Origin of the sequence: Escherichia sp. MOD1-EC5990 (assembly GCF_002965285.1) — a bacterium.
Lineage (GTDB): Bacteria > Pseudomonadota > Gammaproteobacteria > Enterobacterales > Enterobacteriaceae > Escherichia > Escherichia coli_F.
In genome coordinates, this window is sequence record NZ_PTRV01000012.1 from 103,848 (window position 1) to 119,571 (window position 15,724).

The following is a 15,724-nucleotide window of genomic DNA, read 5'->3' on the forward strand; positions in this document are numbered from 1 at the left end:
GGACAGGCTTGCAGGATACCCTTTCTACGTAATCTTCCTGGTAAAATAATGGAGAAAACGAAACAAGGTTAATTTGTTGTTTCATTGATAAAAAATGACATTGCAGTTGCCTTTTTTCTAGCCAGAGATTTACGTCTTTACAGAACGCCATATTTTCGAAATCTTTACAATCCCGGAGTGGTAAAAGATATATCGGCATTTATCAGATCGTTAGGTCGCTATAAGTCACGCTAAGTGTCAGGCTGAATCGAATCACAGGCAGAGCATGCCCTGCCTTACTCCCGCTGTGTCTGCTTTTCCCGACTATTCTTAATGAGCTTCGATGCAATTCACGATCCCGCAGTGTGATTTGAGGAGTTTTCAATGGAATATAAAGATCCCATGCATGAGCTGTTGAGCAGCCTGGAACAGATTGTTTTTAAAGATGAAACGCAGAAGATTACTCTGACGCATAGAACAACGTCCTGTACCGAGATTGAGCAGTTACGTAAAGGTACGGGGTTAAAAATCGATGATTTCGCTCGGGTTTTGGGCGTTTCCGTCGCCATGGTAAAGGAATGGGAATCCCGACGCGTTAAGCCTTCAAGTGCCGAACTAAAATTGATGCGTCTGATTCAAGCTAACCCAGCGTTAAGTAAGCAGTTGATGGAATAGACTTTTATCCACTTTATTGCTGTTTACGGTCCTGATGACAGGACCGTTTTCCAACCGATTAATCATAAATATGAAAAATAATTGTTGCATCACCCGCCAATGCGTGGCTTAATGCACATCAACGGTTTGACGTACAGACCATTAAAGCAGTGTAGTAAGGCAAGTCCCTTCAAGAGTTATCGTTGATACCCCTCGTAGTGCACATTCCTTTAACGCTTCAAAATCTGTAAAGCACGCCATATCGCCGAAAGGCACACTTAATTATTAAAGGTAATACACTATGTCCGGTAAAATGACTGGTATCGTAAAATGGTTCAACGCTGACAAAGGCTTCGGCTTCATCACTCCTGACGATGGCTCTAAAGACGTGTTCGTACACTTCTCTGCTATCCAGAACGATGGTTACAAATCTCTGGACGAAGGTCAGAAAGTGTCCTTCACCATCGAAAGCGGCGCTAAAGGCCCGGCAGCTGGTAACGTAACCAGCCTGTAATCTCTGCTTAAAAGCACAGAATCTAAGATCCCTGCCAAATGGCGGGGATTTTTTTATTTGTTTATTCAGGAAATAAATAATCGTTCGCGTAATAAAATCTATTATTATTTTTGTGAAGAATAAATTTGGGTGCAATGAGAATGCGCAACGCCGTAAGAAAGGCGGGAATAACTTCCCGCCGAAGACTCTTACTCTTTCAAATTGCAGGCTAAAAATGCCGCCAGCTCATAACTCCCCTGTTTAATATGCAATTCACACAGTGAATCTCTTATCATCCAGGTGAAAAATAAAAGCGTGCAACAAATCACTATTAAAGAAAGTAATCTATATTTCTGCGGCATTCCCAGCCTCCTGTGTTGATTTCTAACGAGTAAGAGGCTAACCTTATGGTGTTCAGGCATAGGGTAGCCTCACTTTGATTTATAGTCAGGTGGGGCTTTTCTCTGTCTGCCTTTCGGTGAATACCTGAGACAAACAGTCTCAAGCACCCGCAGCTATTCTAGCTTAATAAGTTCTTTTCTTCTCCTTGATATAATCCTAAAAAAATCTCATAAAATTAATATATGAGACAATCTTTATTCATCAGAAGATTATTAAAGGTTGCTCTATTATTTAGCGATAAAAAAGCCTGCCAGATGGCAGGCTTTTTAATAACGACGTTATTACTGCAACAGCGAAATATCCGCAACTCGCAGGAATAATTCGCGCAGTTTCTCCAGCATGGTAAGACGGTTGATTCGCAATTCTTTGTCATCAACCATGACCATCACTTTATCGAAGAAGGCATCAACCGGTTCACGCAGCTCAGCCAGTTCGACCAGCGCATCCTGGTAACGACCTTCAGCAAAGTACGGCTCTAGCTTGTCACGTAGCACCACAACCTGCATCGCCAGTTTAATTTCTTCCGGCTCTTTCAGAGTAGAGGCATTCACGCGGTCGCTCAGCACTTCGTCAGATTTCGCCAGAATGTTAGATACACGCTTGTTCGCCGCCGCCAGTGCTGCAGCTGCATCCAGGGTACGGAAGTGCGATACCGCTTTCATTCGGGCATCGAAATCAGCCGGACGAGTCGGACGACGCGCCAGTACCGCCTGGATGGTGTCAACGGTGTAACCTTCGTCCTGATACCAGGCGCGGAAGCGACCGAGCATAAAGTCGATAACATCATCAACCACGTTGGCATTAGTCAGCTTATCGCCATACAGACGCACTGCTTCTTCGGTCAGGGTTTGCAGGTCAAGATTGAGGTTCTTCTCAACGATAATACGCAGCACGCCAAGTGCGGCACGACGCAACGCAAACGGGTCTTTGTCGCCTTTCGGATGCTGGCCGATACCGAAGATACCCGCCAGAGTATCCATCTTGTCAGCTATCGCCAGCGCACAGGCTACCGGGTTAGACGGCAGGTCATCACCGGCAAAGCGCGGCTGATACTGCTCGTTCAGCGCCACTGCGACATCTTCCGCTTCACCATCGTGACGCGCGTAGTGCATACCCATAACGCCCTGAGTGTCGGTGAACTCGAAGACCATGTTAGTCATCAGGTCACACTTAGACAGCAGGCCCGCACGGGTTGCGTGGTTAACGTCAGCGCCAATCTGTTCAGCAATCCAGCCAGCCAGCGCCTGGATGCGGTCAGTTTTGTCGCGTAGTGTACCCAGCTGTTGCTGGAACAACACGGTTTGCAGGCGCGGCAGATTATCTTCCAGACGTTTTTTACGGTCGGTGTTGAAGAAGAACTCGGCATCCGCCAGACGTGGACGAACGACTTTCTCGTTACCAGAGATAATTTGCTGCGGATCTTTCGATTCGATATTGGCAACGAAGATAAAGTTCGGCAGCAGTTTGCCGTCGTTCGCATACACCGGGAAGTATTTCTGGTCACCTTTCATGGTGTAAACCAGCGCTTCAGACGGCACCGCGAGGAATTTCTCTTCGAATTTTGCGGTCAGCACAACCGGCCATTCCACCAGCGAAGCGACTTCTTCCAACAGGCTTTCGCTTAAGTCAGCGTTACCGCCAATCTTACGCGCGGCTTCTTCGGCATCGGCTTTAATCTTCGCCTTACGTTCTTCGTAATCGGCGATAACTTTCCCGCGCTCGCGCAGAATTTCCGGATACTGATCGGCATTGTCGATAGTAAATTCCGGCTCGCCCATAAAGCGGTGGCCGCGAATCACGCGATCGGACTGAATGCCCAGAATGGTTGCCGGAATGACTTTGTCGCCCAGCAGCAGGGTCACGGTGTGAACCGGACGCACGAAGTGCACGTCGCTTGCGCCCCAACGCATCAGTTTCGGGATCGGCAGCTTCGCCAGCGAAGTGGCGACCATATTCGGCAGCAGTGCTTCAGTGCTTTCGCCCTTCACGTGGGCGCGATACAGCAGCCATTCGCCTTTATCGGTAGTCAGACGCTCAGCCTGGTCAACGGTAATACCGCAACCACGCGCCCAACCTTCTGCCGCTTTACTCGGTTTACCTTCAGCATCGAACGCCTGAGCAATTGCCGGGCCACGTTTTTCGATTTCACGATCCGGTTGCGCTTCCGCCAGGTTAGCTACTTTCAGCGCCAGACGACGCGGAGCAGCAAACCATTGAACGGTGCCGTGTGCGAGGCCAGCGTTATCCAGCTCCGCAGTAAAGTTCGCAGCAAAGGACTCAGCCAGGCTGCGCAGTGCTTTTGGTGGCAGCTCTTCAGTGCCGATTTCCACCAGAAAAGTTTTCTCAGACATAGCCGCCTCTTACTTATCTTTGTTGCACATCGGGAAGCCGAGGGCTTCACGGGAAGCGTAGTATGCTTCTGCCACTGCTTTGGTCAGGGTGCGAATGCGCAGAATATAGCGCTGACGCTCAGTGACGGAGATGGCTTTACGCGCATCCAGCAGGTTGAAGCTGTGGGCGGCTTTCAGAATACGCTCGTAGGCTGGCAACGGCAGCGGATTTTCCAGCGCCAGCAGCTGCTGCGCTTCTTTCTCGTATTGCTCGAAGCAGGTGAACAGGAAGTCCACATCCGCGTATTCGAAGTTGTAAGTGGACTGCTCCACTTCGTTCTGATGGAACACGTCGCCGTAGGTGGTTTTACCCAGCGGACCGTCGCTCCAGACCAGGTCGTAAACGCTGTCTACGCCCTGAATGTACATGGCCAGACGTTCCAGACCGTAGGTGATCTCGCCGGTAACCGGTTTACACTCCAGACCACCAACCTGCTGGAAGTAAGTGAACTGCGTCACTTCCATGCCGTTCAGCCACACTTCCCAGCCCAGCCCCCAGGCACCCAAAGTCGGGTTTTCCCAGTTATCTTCCACGAAACGGATATCGTGGATAGTCGGATCCATGCCCAGCTCTTTCAGGGAACCGAGGTACAGCTCCTGAATATTGTCCGGCGATGGCTTAATGACCACCTGGAACTGATAGTAGTGCTGTAAGCGGTTGGGGTTTTCGCCGTAGCGACCATCGGTCGGGCGACGAGAAGGCTGAACATAAGCAGCCGCCATCGGTTCTGGCCCCAGCGCGCGCAGACAGGTCATTGGGTGAGAGGTTCCCGCGCCGACTTCCATGTCCAATGGTTGAACAATGGTGCAGCCCTGGCGAGCCCAGTAATCCTGTAAGGTCAGGATCAAGCCCTGGAAGGTCCTGGTATCAAACTTTTGCATATTATTTCGTGCTGGATACGTGTGGATTTAAAGGAAGGGATCAGTATACCCGCTGGATGGAAGATATACAGTACGAAACGGGAAAAAGCAGGGCTTAACGCATGGAAAGATGCAAAAAATGGCCATCCGCGTCAAAAGAACAGACAAACTGCTCTTTCCGGAAGGTATAACCGCGCATTTCGTAGCTTCCCTGGAACTGTTCGAAGGCGGTGACGTCGATTTTTTGCTCGCCGGTGTTATAACGTTTTGCCGCCTGATCCTTGCATAACGCTTCCATATTCAACGAACGCAGAGGATCAACCTTTACCCGTTGTGCTTTCTGCACGGGTGGCGGTGTCGAGCATCCCACTAACACTACAAGCGCCATTGCCAGAAAGAAAGAGTTCATCATCATTAAATTACCGTCTGGTTTGCAGGTGAGTCTTATTATTTATATCGGTATAGTGGCTGATATCTTACGAATTTCCTTAAGCCTCTATAAGCTGTAGTGATAAAACTCAGATTATTCCAGTGCGCCAACCGAATGATTTATCGGTCAGACTTTTTTTAACCAGATACAGAGACACAGATGCAGCCCAAAATTTACTGGATTGATAACCTGCGAGGTATAGCGTGTTTAATGGTGGTGATGATTCACACCACTACCTGGTATGTGACCAATGCTCATAGTGTTAGCCCCGTCACCTGGGATATCGCCAATGTTCTGAATTCTGCCTCTCGTGTCAGCGTGCCGCTATTTTTCATGATTTCCGGCTATCTCTTTTTTGGCGAACGCAGCGCCCAGCCGCGCCATTTCTTACGTATCGGCTTATGTCTGCTTTTTTATAGCGCAATCGCACTGCTCTACATTGCGCTGTTTACCTCCATCAATGTGGAGTTAGCGCTGAAAAACCTGCTGCAAAAGCCAGTGTTTTACCACTTATGGTTTTTCTTCGCGATTGCGGTGATTTATCTGGTTTCACCGCTGATTCAGGTGAAGAACGTCGGCGGAAAAATGTTGCTGGTACTAATGGTGGTGATTGGTATTATCGCTAACCCAAACACAGTGCCGCAGAAAATTGACGGTTTTGAATGGCTGCCAATTAACTTATATATCAATGGCGATACTTTTTACTACATCCTGTATGGCATGTTGGGGCGCGCCGTTGGCATGATGGACACACAGCATAAAGCACTGTCGTGGGTGTGCGCCGCACTGTTTGCGACGGGGGTTTTTATTATCTCTCGCGGGACATTATATGAATTGCAGTGGCGCGGAAATTTTGCCGATACCTGGTATCTTTACTGTGGGCCGATGGTTTTTATCTGCGCAATCACGCTATTGACTCTGGTTAAAAACATGCTGGATACGCGTACCATTCGCGGACTTGGCTTAATCTCCCGCCATTCGTTGGGTATATACGGATTCCACGCCTTGATTATCCATGCACTGCGTACCCGGGGGATTGAGCTTAAAAACTGGCCAATACTCGATATTATTTGGATCTTTTGCGCGACGTTGGCAGCGAGTTTGTTACTTTCTATGCTGGTACAACGAATCGACAGAAACAGACTAGTGAGTTAAATAAAAGCCCGGTCACATTGGACTGACCGGGCTTATGTGAATTATTCGCTGTATTCTTCCTGGGTAACCTGTGTTTCTTTTGGTGGGTTTATTCCGGCATCACGAATATTCTTCTGCACCGCTACTGCACCAAACAAGCTTAAGAAGAAAGCCAGCCCATAAAAACCTTTTTCGCTGAGTAATAACGTCGCATTCCACAGACCTACCATCAATAACGCAACAGAGATAATAAAGACAGTCAGGCAGGTCATATAATAAATGGAGGTGGTCGGTATGCCTTCATACTTGTCCCGAACGGTCTTTTGATAAGATGCCGCAGAAAACAGTCCTAGCACCAGCACGGCAAAATAATATCCTTTTTCATTTAACTGCATCTCTGCATTCCATAGCCCTAATAGATAGGTAACGATACCACCAACAAGAGCTATCCATGACACAATACTAAATGCCGGAGAATAGGTTGATATTTTGTTGTCCATCACAGTATTCCTTTCATTCCTGAATGTGTAAGAGCTTTATGTTGCTCATGCCGAGCGAAACAAACGCATTTGACCAAACAAGCAAACAAAAAAGGCGATGGGATAAATCACCATTTCATAAGCATTGATAGGCGCATTTAAAACACCGATAAACAAGAGACCGATTGTGATTAACGCTACCAACTGGCAGACATGGATAAAAAAATCATCCAGTTGCCCGAGTTTTTCAGCACGAAGATATGCATAGTTGCCAAAAGTTGCCGTCATTAACACGCCAAGAAAATAGCCTTTTCCACTTAACAATGGGCATGAGATCCATAGCCCAAGCAGATAAACCAGCGCCCCGACAACAAATAATAGTTTTGCCACAGTCTTTGAGGTTTTCATAACGATCTCCATATCTACCAGCGATACATTACGAGTAACCAACGAAAGACAAAACTGAAAAATGCCATTAACAAATGATTTCAGAATAAATTCATACTAAATATTAATTAATTACTGATATATATAGATGTGAATTATCCCCCACCCGGTCAGGCAGGGGATAACGTTTACGCCATTAATGGCAGAAGTTGCTGATAGAGGCGACGGAACGTTTCACGTCGTGGCTGATAAGTGGCATAACGCTGCGCATCTGGTAAATGCGACTGTTCTAACGGCAGTTGTGGCAACAACTCAATGAGCGATTTCTCTGGATTCGCCGCAATCTGCGCCAGCCTTGCTGCGCCCAGTGCTGGCCCCACATCCCCCCCCGTGCGGTAATCGAGTTGCTGACCGCTGATATCCGCCAGCATCTGACGCCAGTACTCACTACGCGCCCCGCCACCAATCAACGTAACACTTTGCGGTTTAATGCCGCAGGCATGCACGACATCCATGCCATCTGCCAGCGCATAACCCACGCCTTCCAGCACTGCTCGCGCCAGTTCATTGGGGCCATGTTGATGAGTCAAACCAAAGAAAACCCCCTTCGCCTGGGGATTATTGTGTGGTGTACGCTCGCCGGAAAGATAAGGCAGAAACCAAACTGGCTCGGCACTTTCATCAGCCTGTTGAGCAGCCGCGATTAAAGCTGGGACATTGTTCAGGCCCGTTAATTTCGCGGCCCAATCCAGACACGACGCTGCACTCAGCATCACAGACATTAAATGCCAACGCTGCGGTAGCGCATGGCAAAAGCTGTGTACGGCGCTTTCTGGCTTGCTTAAGAACCCTTCGCTGACAGCAAAATAGACCCCCGACGTCCCCAGCGATAACATTGCCTGATTAGCATCAACCATTCCCACACCAATCGCACCAGCTGCATTATCACCACCGCCTGCGACAACTGGCACTGCCGCCATACCCCATGCTTTCGCAACTTCAGGTAGCAAAGCACCAGTAATTTCGCTGCCTTCGTATAATGCGGGCATCTGGTCACGAGATAAGTGGCAAGCCTGCAGCATGACGTCACTCCAGCCACGCTTTGCGACATCCAGCCACATGGTGCCAGCTGCGTCAGACATATCGCTGGCAAACTCCCCCGTCATACGCAGACGCAAGTAATCTTTCGGTAATAATACTTTGTCGATTTGACGGAATATCTCCGGCTCATGCCGCTGAACCCATAGCAATTTAGGCGCAGTAAATCCGGGCATCATCAGGTTACCGGTAATCACCCGTGATTGCGGAACTCGCGCTTCCAGCAAAGTACACTCTTGCGCACAGCGCCCGTCGTTCCACAAAATGGCAGGGCGTAATACCCGTTGCTGGGCATCCAGTAAGGTTGCACCGTGCATCTGGCCGGCAATACCCAATGCTTTAACGTCCTGCAGAGAATGCTGATCGCCCAGAGCTTTCATTGCGCGATCAGTTGCCTGCCACCACTGTTCCGGGTCTTGTTCCGACCAGAGTGGATGCGGGCGCGAAACGGTCAGCTTTTCCGTTTGCGAAGCAACCACCTCACCCTGCTCGTTGAGCAAAATAACTTTTACGCCCGAGGTGCCAAGATCTATCCCGATATACATATCGATCGTTCCTTAAAAAAATGCCCGGTATCGCTACCGATAACCGGGCCAACGGACTGCACAGTTAGCCGTTATTTGTCGAACAGATAATGGTTTACCAGATTTTCCAGTTGCTCCTGGCGACCACTCTGATGCACCGGAGACAAATTATGTTCCTGAGCATATTTGGCTAAATCTGCCAGTGACATTTGGCCTTTCAGGATTTGCTGGCCTAATTCGCTATTCCAGCCGGAATAACGCTTCGCGATGCGTTTATCCAGCTCGCCATCTTCAATCATGCGCGCTGCAATTTTCAGCGCCAACGCCATCGTATCCATCGCACCGATATGACCGTAAAACAGATCATATTTATCAGTACTTTGACGACGTACTTTGGCATCGAAGTTCAGACCGCCGGTGGTGAAACCGCCTGCTTTGAGAATTTCATACATCACCAGCGCATTCTCTTCCACACTGTTCGGGAACTGGTCGGTGTCCCAGCCCAGTTGTGCATCGCCACGGTTGGCGTCGACAGAACCGAACAGGCCAAGCGCAATGGCGGTGGCAATTTCATGATGGAAAGAGTGACCTGCCAGCGTCGCGTGGTTAGCTTCAATGTTCAGTTTAATCTCTTTTTCCAGACCAAACTGTTTCAGGAAGCCATAGACTGTCGCAGCATCGTAATCATATTGATGTTTGGTCGGTTCTTGCGGTTTCGGTTCGATAAGCAACGTGCCCTGGAAACCGATTTTATGTTTATGCTCAACCACCATCTGCATAAAGCGGCCCAGTTGTTCACGCTCCTGACGCAAGTCGGTATTTAACAGCGTTTCGTAACCTTCACGACCGCCCCACAGAACATAGTTTTCACCGCCCAATTTATGGGTTGCTTCCATCGCCGTAACGACTTGCGTCGCCGCCCAACTGAAGACTTCAGGATCTGGGTTCGTCGCTGCGCCCGCGCCGTAGCGAGGGTTTGTAAAGCAGTTAGCGGTTCCCCACAGCAGCTTCACGCCGCTCTCTTCTTGCTTGCCTGCCAGAACATCAACCATTTGCGCAAAATTATTGATGTACTCTTTTAACGACGCGCCCTCAGGGGAAACATCCACATCGTGGAAGCAATAAAATGGCACATGTAATTTGTGGAAAAACTCAAATGCGACATCTGCTTTACGCTTCGCCAACGACAGTGCCTCACCAGGCTGCTGCCACGGACGATTAAACGCCCCCACACCAAACATGTCCGCCCCGTTCCAGCAGAAGGTGTGCCAGTAGCAGGCGGCAAAACGCAAGTGCTCTTCCATACGCTTGCCCAACACCAGTTCGTCGGGATTGTAGTGACGGAATGCTAACGGGTTAGAGGATTTTGAGCCTTCATAACGAACGCGATCGAGCTGGTCAAAATAGGCTTGCATATTGAACTCCATAATCAGGTAATGCCGCGGGTGATGGATGATGTCGTAATATTGGGCACTCCCTTTCAGTTGCTCAATTATGTTATTTCACACTGCTATTGAGATAATTCACAAGTGTGCGCTCGCTCGCAAAATAAAATGGGATGATGAAACTGGGTAATTCCTCGAAGAGAAAAATGCAATAAGTACAATTGCGCAACAAAAGTAAGATCTCTGTCATAAATCAAGAAATAAACCAAAAATCGTAATCGAAAGATAAAAATCTGTAATTGTTTTCCCCTGTTTAGTTGCTAAAAATTGGTTACGTTTATCGCGGTGATTGTTACTTATTAAAGCTGTCCTCTAACTACAGAAGGCCCTACACCATGAAAATAAAGAACATTCTACTCACCCTTTGCACCTCACTTCTGCTTACCAACGTTGCGGCGCACGCCAAAGAAGTCAAAATAGGTATGGCGATTGATGATCTCCGTCTTGAACGCTGGCAAAAAGATCGAGATATCTTTGTGAAAAAGGCAGAATCTCTCGGCGCGAAAGTATTTGTACAGTCTGCAAATGGCAATGAAGAAACACAAATGTCGCAGATTGAAAACATGATTAACCGGGGTGTCGATGTTCTTGTCATTATTCCGTATAACGGTCAGGTATTAAGTAACGTTGTAAAAGAAGCCAAACAAGAAGGTATTAAAGTATTAGCTTACGACCGTATGATTAACGATGCGGATATCGATTTTTATATTTCTTTCGATAATGAAAAAGTCGGTGAACTGCAGGCAAAAGCCCTGGTCGATATTGTTCCGCAAGGTAATTACTTCCTGATGGGCGGTTCGCCGGTAGATAACAACGCTAAGCTGTTCCGCGCCGGACAAATGAAAGTGTTAAAACCTTACGTTGATTCCGGAAAAATTAAAGTCGTTGGTGACCAATGGGTTGATGGCTGGTTACCGGAAAACGCATTGAAAATTATGGAAAACGCGCTAACCGCCAATAATAACAAAATTGATGCTGTAGTTGCCTCAAACGATGCCACCGCAGGTGGGGCAATTCAGGCATTAAGTGCGCAAGGTTTATCAGGGAAAGTAGCAATATCCGGCCAGGATGCGGATCTCGCAGGTATTAAACGTATTGCTGCCGGTACGCAAACTATGACGGTGTATAAACCTATTACATTGTTGGCAAATACTGCCGCAGAAATTGCCGTTGAGTTGGGCAATGGTCAGGAACCAAAAGCAGATACCACACTGAATAATGGTCTGAAAGATGTTCCCTCCCGCCTGCTGACACCGATCGATGTGAATAAAAACAACATCAAAGATACGGTAGTTAAAGACGGATTCCACAAAGAGAGCGAGCTGTAAGCGTTACGCCCCGGCACAGAGCGGGGCGTGATTTCTCTCCATGCCGTGTAAATTAATTGGCTTAGGTGGAGTCGTTATGCCTTATCTACTTGAAATGAAGAACATTACCAAAACCTTCGGCAGTGTGAAGGCAATTGATAACGTTAGCTTGCGGTTGAATGCCGGCGAAATCGTCTCACTCTGCGGGGAAAATGGGTCTGGTAAATCAACGCTGATGAAAGTGCTGTGTGGTATTTATCCCCATGGCTCCTACGAAGGCGACATTATTTTTGCGGGAGAAGAGATTCAGGCGAGTCACATCCGCGATACCGAACGCAAAGGTATCGCTATCATTCACCAGGAATTGGCCCTGGTGAAAGAATTGACCGTACTGGAAAATATTTTCCTGGGTAACGAAATAACCCACAATGGTATTATGGACTATGATCTGATGACGCTACGCTGTCAGAAGCTGCTCGCACAGGTCAGTTTACTTATTTCACCAGATACCCGCGTTGGCGATTTAGGGCTAGGGCAACAACAACTGGTTGAAATTGCTAAGGCACTTAATAAACAGGTGCGCTTGTTAATTCTCGATGAGCCGACAGCCTCATTAACTGAGCAGGAAACGTCGGTTTTACTGGATATTATTCGCGATCTACAACAGCACGGTATCGCCTGTATTTATATTTCGCACAAGCTCAACGAAGTCAAAGCGATTTCCGATACGATTTGCGTTATTCGCGACGGTCAGCACATTGGTACGCGTGATGCTGCCGGAATGAGTGAAGACGATATTATCACCATGATGGTCGGGCGAGAGTTAACCGCGCTTTACCCTAATGAACCACATACCACCGGAGATGAAATATTACGTATTGAACATCTGACGGCATGGCATCCGGTTAATCGTCATATTAAACGAGTTAATGATGTCTCGTTTTCCCTGAAACGTGGCGAAATACTGGGTATTGCCGGACTCGTTGGTGCCGGACGTACCGAGACCATTCAGTGCCTGTTTGGCGTGTGGCCCGGACAATGGGAAGGAAAAATTTATATTGATGGCAAACAGGTAGATATTCGTAACTGTCAGCAAGCCATCGCCCAGGGGATTGCGATGGTACCCGAAGACAGAAAGCGCGACGGCATCGTTCCGGTAATGGCGGTTGGTAAAAATATTACCCTCGCCGCACTCAATAAATTTACCGGCGGTATTAGCCAGCTTGATGACGCGGCAGAGCAAAAATGTATTCTGGAATCAATCCAGCAACTCAAAGTTAAAACGTCGTCCCCCGACCTTGCTATTGGACGTTTGAGCGGCGGCAATCAGCAAAAAGCGATCCTCGCTCGCTGTCTGTTACTCAACCCGCGCATTCTCATTCTTGATGAACCTACCAGGGGTATCGATATTGGCGCGAAATACGAGATCTACAAATTAATTAACCAACTCGTCCAGCAGGGTATTGCCGTTATTGTCATCTCTTCCGAATTACCTGAAGTGCTCGGCCTTAGCGATCGTGTACTGGTGATGCATGAAGGGAAACTAAAAGCCAACCTGATAAATCATAACCTGACTCAGGAGCAGGTGATGGAAGCCGCATTGAGGAGCGAACATCATGTCGAAAAGCAATCCGTCTGAAGTGAAATTGGCCGTACCGACATCCGGTGGCTTTTCCGGGCTGAAGTCACTGAATTTGCAGGTCTTCGTGATGATTGCAGCTATCATCGCAATCATGCTGTTCTTTACCTGGACCACCGATGGTGCCTACTTAAGCGCCCGTAACGTCTCCAACCTGTTACGCCAGACCGCGATTACCGGCATCCTCGCGGTAGGAATGGTGTTCGTCATAATTTCTGCTGAAATCGACCTTTCCGTCGGCTCAATGATGGGGCTATTAGGTGGCGTCGCGGCGATTTGTGACGTCTGGCTAGGCTGGCCTTTGCCACTTACCATCATTGTGACGTTGGTTCTGGGACTGCTTCTCGGTGCCTGGAACGGATGGTGGGTCGCGTACCGCAAAGTCCCTTCATTTATTGTCACCCTTGCGGGCATGTTGGCATTTCGCGGCATACTCATTGGCATCACCAACGGCACGACGGTTTCCCCCACCAGTGCCGCGATGTCACAAATTGGGCAAAGCTATCTACCTGCAAGCACCGGCTTCATCATTGGCGCGCTTGGCTTAATGGCTTTTGTTGGCTGGCAATGGCGCGGAAGAATGCGCCGTCAGGCTTTGGGTTTGCAGTCTCCGGCCTCTACCGCAGTTGTCGGCCGCCAGGCATTAACGGCGATTATCGTCTTAGGCGCAATCTGGCTTTTGAATGATTACCGTGGCGTTCCCACTCCTGTTCTGCTGCTGACGTTGCTGTTACTCGGCGGAATGTTTATGGCAACGCGGACGGCATTTGGAAGACGCATTTATGCCATCGGCGGCAATCTGGAAGCAGCACGGCTCTCCGGGATTAACGTTGAACGCACCAAACTTGCCGTGTTCGCTATTAACGGATTAATGGTAGCCATCGCCGGATTAATCCTCAGTTCTCGACTTGGCGCTGGTTCACCTTCTGCGGGAAATATCGCCGAGCTGGACGCAATTGCAGCATGTGTGATTGGCGGCACCAGTCTGGCAGGCGGCGTCGGGAGCGTGGCTGGAGCGGTAATGGGGGCATTCATCATGGCTTCACTGGATAACGGCATGAGTATGATGGATGTACCGACCTTCTGGCAGTATATCGTTAAAGGTGCGATTCTGTTGCTGGCAGTATGGATGGACTCCGCAACCAAACGCCGTTCTTGATTTTGATAAAAATTTTCTCAAAACCGGTAACTTATTACCGGTTTTGAGTTTTTGCATGATTCAGCAGGAAAAGAACCATGTTTACTAAACGTCACCGCATCACATTGCTGTTCAATGCTAATAAAGCCTATGACCGTCAGGTAGTAGAAGGCGTAGGGGAATATTTACAGGCGTCACAATCGGAATGGGATATTTTCATTGAAGAAGATTTCCGCGCCCGCATTGATAAAATCAAGGACTGGTTAGGAGATGGCGTCATTGCCGACTTCGACGACAAACAAATCGAGCAAGCGCTAGCTGATGTCGACGTCCCCATTGTTGGGGTTGGTGGCTCGTATCACCTTGCCGAAAGTTACCCACCCGTTCATTACATTGCCACCGATAACTATGCACTGGTTGAAAGCGCATTTTTGCATTTAAAAGAGAAAGGCGTTAACCGCTTTGCTTTTTATGGTCTTCCGGAATCCAGCGGCAAACGTTGGGCCACTGAACGCGAATATGCATTTCGTCAGCTTGTCGCCGAAGAAAAGTATCGCGGAGTGGTTTATCAGGGGTTAGAAACCGCGCCAGAGAACTGGCAACACGCGCAAAATCGGCTGGCAGACTGGCTACAAACGCTGCCACCGCAAACCGGGATTATTGCCGTTACTGACGCCCGGGCACGGCATATTCTGCAAGTATGTGAACATCTACACATTCCCGTACCGGAAAAATTATGCGTGATTGGCATCGATAACGAAGAACTGACCCGCTATCTGTCGCGTGTCGCCCTTTCTTCGGTCGCTCAGGGCGCACGGCAAATGGGCTATCAGGCGGCAAAACTGTTGCATCGATTATTAGATAAAGAAGAAATGCCGCTACAGCGGATTTTGGTCCCACCAGTTCGCGTCATTGAACGGCGCTCAACAGATTACCGCTCGCTGACCGATCCCGCCGTTATTCAGGCCATGCATTACATTCGTAATCACGCCTGTAAAGGGATTAAAGTGGATCAGGTACTCGATGCCGTCGGGATCTCTCGCTCCAATCTTGAGAAGCGTTTTAAAGAAGAGGTGGGTGAAACCATCCATGCCATGATTCATGCCGAGAAGTTGGAGAAAGCGCGCAGTCTGCTGATTTCAACCACCTTGTCGATCAATGAGATATCGCAAATGTGCGGTTATCCATCGCTGCAATATTTCTACTCTGTTTTTAAAAAAGCATATGACACGACGCCAAAAGAGTATCGCGATGTAAATAGCGAGGTCATGTTGTAGCGATGATGAGAATTGTCGGCGTCGCATCAGGCAACGCTGCGTGGTTGTCGCATGCGGCGTGAACGCCTTATCCGACCAACAAGTCGG

Annotated in this window: 16 protein-coding genes; 8 read left to right on the forward strand and 8 right to left on the reverse strand. The window is 48.6% G+C overall.

Annotated elements, in window-relative coordinates:
* Positions 1–363 precede the first annotated feature (363 nt).
* From BEB42_RS15595 to BEB42_RS26735, 3 genes are all read left to right on the forward strand, one after another.
* Positions 364–654: an HTH-type transcriptional regulator gene (locus BEB42_RS15595; RefSeq protein WP_000455798.1), complete on the forward strand. Its 291-nt coding sequence runs from the start codon at positions 364–366 to the stop codon at positions 652–654.
* 280 nt (positions 655–934) lie between these two features.
* On the forward strand, positions 935–1,147 hold the full coding sequence (gene cspE / locus BEB42_RS15600) for a transcription antiterminator/RNA stability regulator CspE (protein WP_000014594.1): 213 nt from the start codon (positions 935–937) through the stop codon (positions 1,145–1,147).
* 140 nt (positions 1,148–1,287) lie between these two features.
* Positions 1,288–1,359, forward strand: a complete 72-nt coding sequence (locus tag BEB42_RS26735) for a hypothetical protein (protein WP_212734940.1) — start codon at positions 1,288–1,290, stop codon at positions 1,357–1,359.
* Here BEB42_RS26735 and hokA read toward each other — a convergent pair.
* The 4 genes from hokA to BEB42_RS15620 form a co-directional block, all read right to left on the reverse strand.
* Positions 1,336–1,488, reverse strand: a complete 153-nt coding sequence (hokA, locus tag BEB42_RS15605; RefSeq protein WP_001135727.1) for a type I toxin-antitoxin system toxin HokA — start codon at positions 1,486–1,488, stop codon at positions 1,336–1,338. The genes BEB42_RS26735 and hokA overlap by 24 nt on opposite strands.
* Before the next feature lie 321 nt (positions 1,489–1,809).
* On the reverse strand, positions 1,810–3,879 hold the full coding sequence (gene glyS, locus BEB42_RS15610; RefSeq protein ID WP_001291786.1) for a glycine--tRNA ligase subunit beta: 2,070 nt from the start codon (positions 3,877–3,879) through the stop codon (positions 1,810–1,812).
* A 9-nt stretch (positions 3,880–3,888) separates the two neighbouring features.
* Positions 3,889–4,800 (reverse strand): glycine--tRNA ligase subunit alpha, encoded by a 912-nt coding sequence (glyQ, locus tag BEB42_RS15615; RefSeq protein WP_001168544.1) that lies wholly within the window; start codon positions 4,798–4,800, stop codon positions 3,889–3,891.
* 94 nt (positions 4,801–4,894) lie between these two features.
* Complete coding sequence (locus BEB42_RS15620; RefSeq protein WP_000980156.1) at positions 4,895–5,194, reverse strand: YsaB family lipoprotein; 300 nt, start codon at positions 5,192–5,194, stop codon at positions 4,895–4,897.
* 174 nt (positions 5,195–5,368) lie between these two features.
* Between BEB42_RS15620 and wecH the strand changes: the two genes are divergently transcribed.
* The gene (gene wecH / locus BEB42_RS15625) at positions 5,369–6,364 is read left to right on the forward strand and encodes an O-acetyltransferase WecH (RefSeq protein ID WP_001182666.1); all 996 of its coding nucleotides are present in this window, start codon (positions 5,369–5,371) and stop codon (positions 6,362–6,364) included.
* A 41-nt stretch (positions 6,365–6,405) separates the two neighbouring features.
* Here wecH and yiaA read toward each other — a convergent pair whose 3' ends face one another.
* The 4 genes from yiaA to xylA all read right to left on the reverse strand — a co-directional run bounded on the left by yiaA (position 6,406) and on the right by xylA (position 10,246).
* Positions 6,406–6,843 (reverse strand): inner membrane protein YiaA, encoded by a 438-nt coding sequence (gene yiaA / locus BEB42_RS15630; RefSeq protein ID WP_001296808.1) that lies wholly within the window; start codon positions 6,841–6,843, stop codon positions 6,406–6,408.
* A 45-nt stretch (positions 6,844–6,888) separates the two neighbouring features.
* Positions 6,889–7,230 (reverse strand): inner membrane protein YiaB, encoded by a 342-nt coding sequence (gene yiaB, locus BEB42_RS15635; protein WP_010360977.1) that lies wholly within the window; start codon positions 7,228–7,230, stop codon positions 6,889–6,891.
* A 167-nt stretch (positions 7,231–7,397) separates the two neighbouring features.
* On the reverse strand, positions 7,398–8,852 hold the full coding sequence (xylB, locus tag BEB42_RS15640) for a xylulokinase (protein ID WP_074496933.1): 1,455 nt from the start codon (positions 8,850–8,852) through the stop codon (positions 7,398–7,400).
* A 71-nt stretch (positions 8,853–8,923) separates the two neighbouring features.
* Positions 8,924–10,246, reverse strand: a complete 1,323-nt coding sequence (gene xylA / locus BEB42_RS15645; RefSeq protein ID WP_001149598.1) for a xylose isomerase — start codon at positions 10,244–10,246, stop codon at positions 8,924–8,926.
* A 365-nt stretch (positions 10,247–10,611) separates the two neighbouring features.
* Here xylA and xylF point away from each other — a divergent pair, with 365 nt between their 5' ends.
* The 4 genes from xylF (at position 10,612) to xylR (ending at position 15,637) form a co-directional block, all read left to right on the forward strand.
* The gene (gene xylF / locus BEB42_RS15650; protein ID WP_001296518.1) at positions 10,612–11,604 is read left to right on the forward strand and encodes a D-xylose ABC transporter substrate-binding protein; all 993 of its coding nucleotides are present in this window, start codon (positions 10,612–10,614) and stop codon (positions 11,602–11,604) included.
* Between the two features lie 76 nt (positions 11,605–11,680).
* The gene (gene xylG / locus BEB42_RS15655; RefSeq protein ID WP_001146488.1) at positions 11,681–13,222 is read left to right on the forward strand and encodes a D-xylose ABC transporter ATP-binding protein; all 1,542 of its coding nucleotides are present in this window, start codon (positions 11,681–11,683) and stop codon (positions 13,220–13,222) included.
* Positions 13,200–14,381: a xylose ABC transporter permease XylH gene (gene xylH / locus BEB42_RS15660; protein WP_000045978.1), complete on the forward strand. Its 1,182-nt coding sequence runs from the start codon at positions 13,200–13,202 to the stop codon at positions 14,379–14,381. The genes xylG and xylH overlap by 23 nt, the downstream gene beginning before the upstream one ends.
* Before the next feature lie 77 nt (positions 14,382–14,458).
* Positions 14,459–15,637: a D-xylose utilization transcriptional activator XylR gene (gene xylR, locus BEB42_RS15665; protein WP_000494484.1), complete on the forward strand. Its 1,179-nt coding sequence runs from the start codon at positions 14,459–14,461 to the stop codon at positions 15,635–15,637.
* Positions 15,638–15,724: the final 87 nt, after the last annotated feature.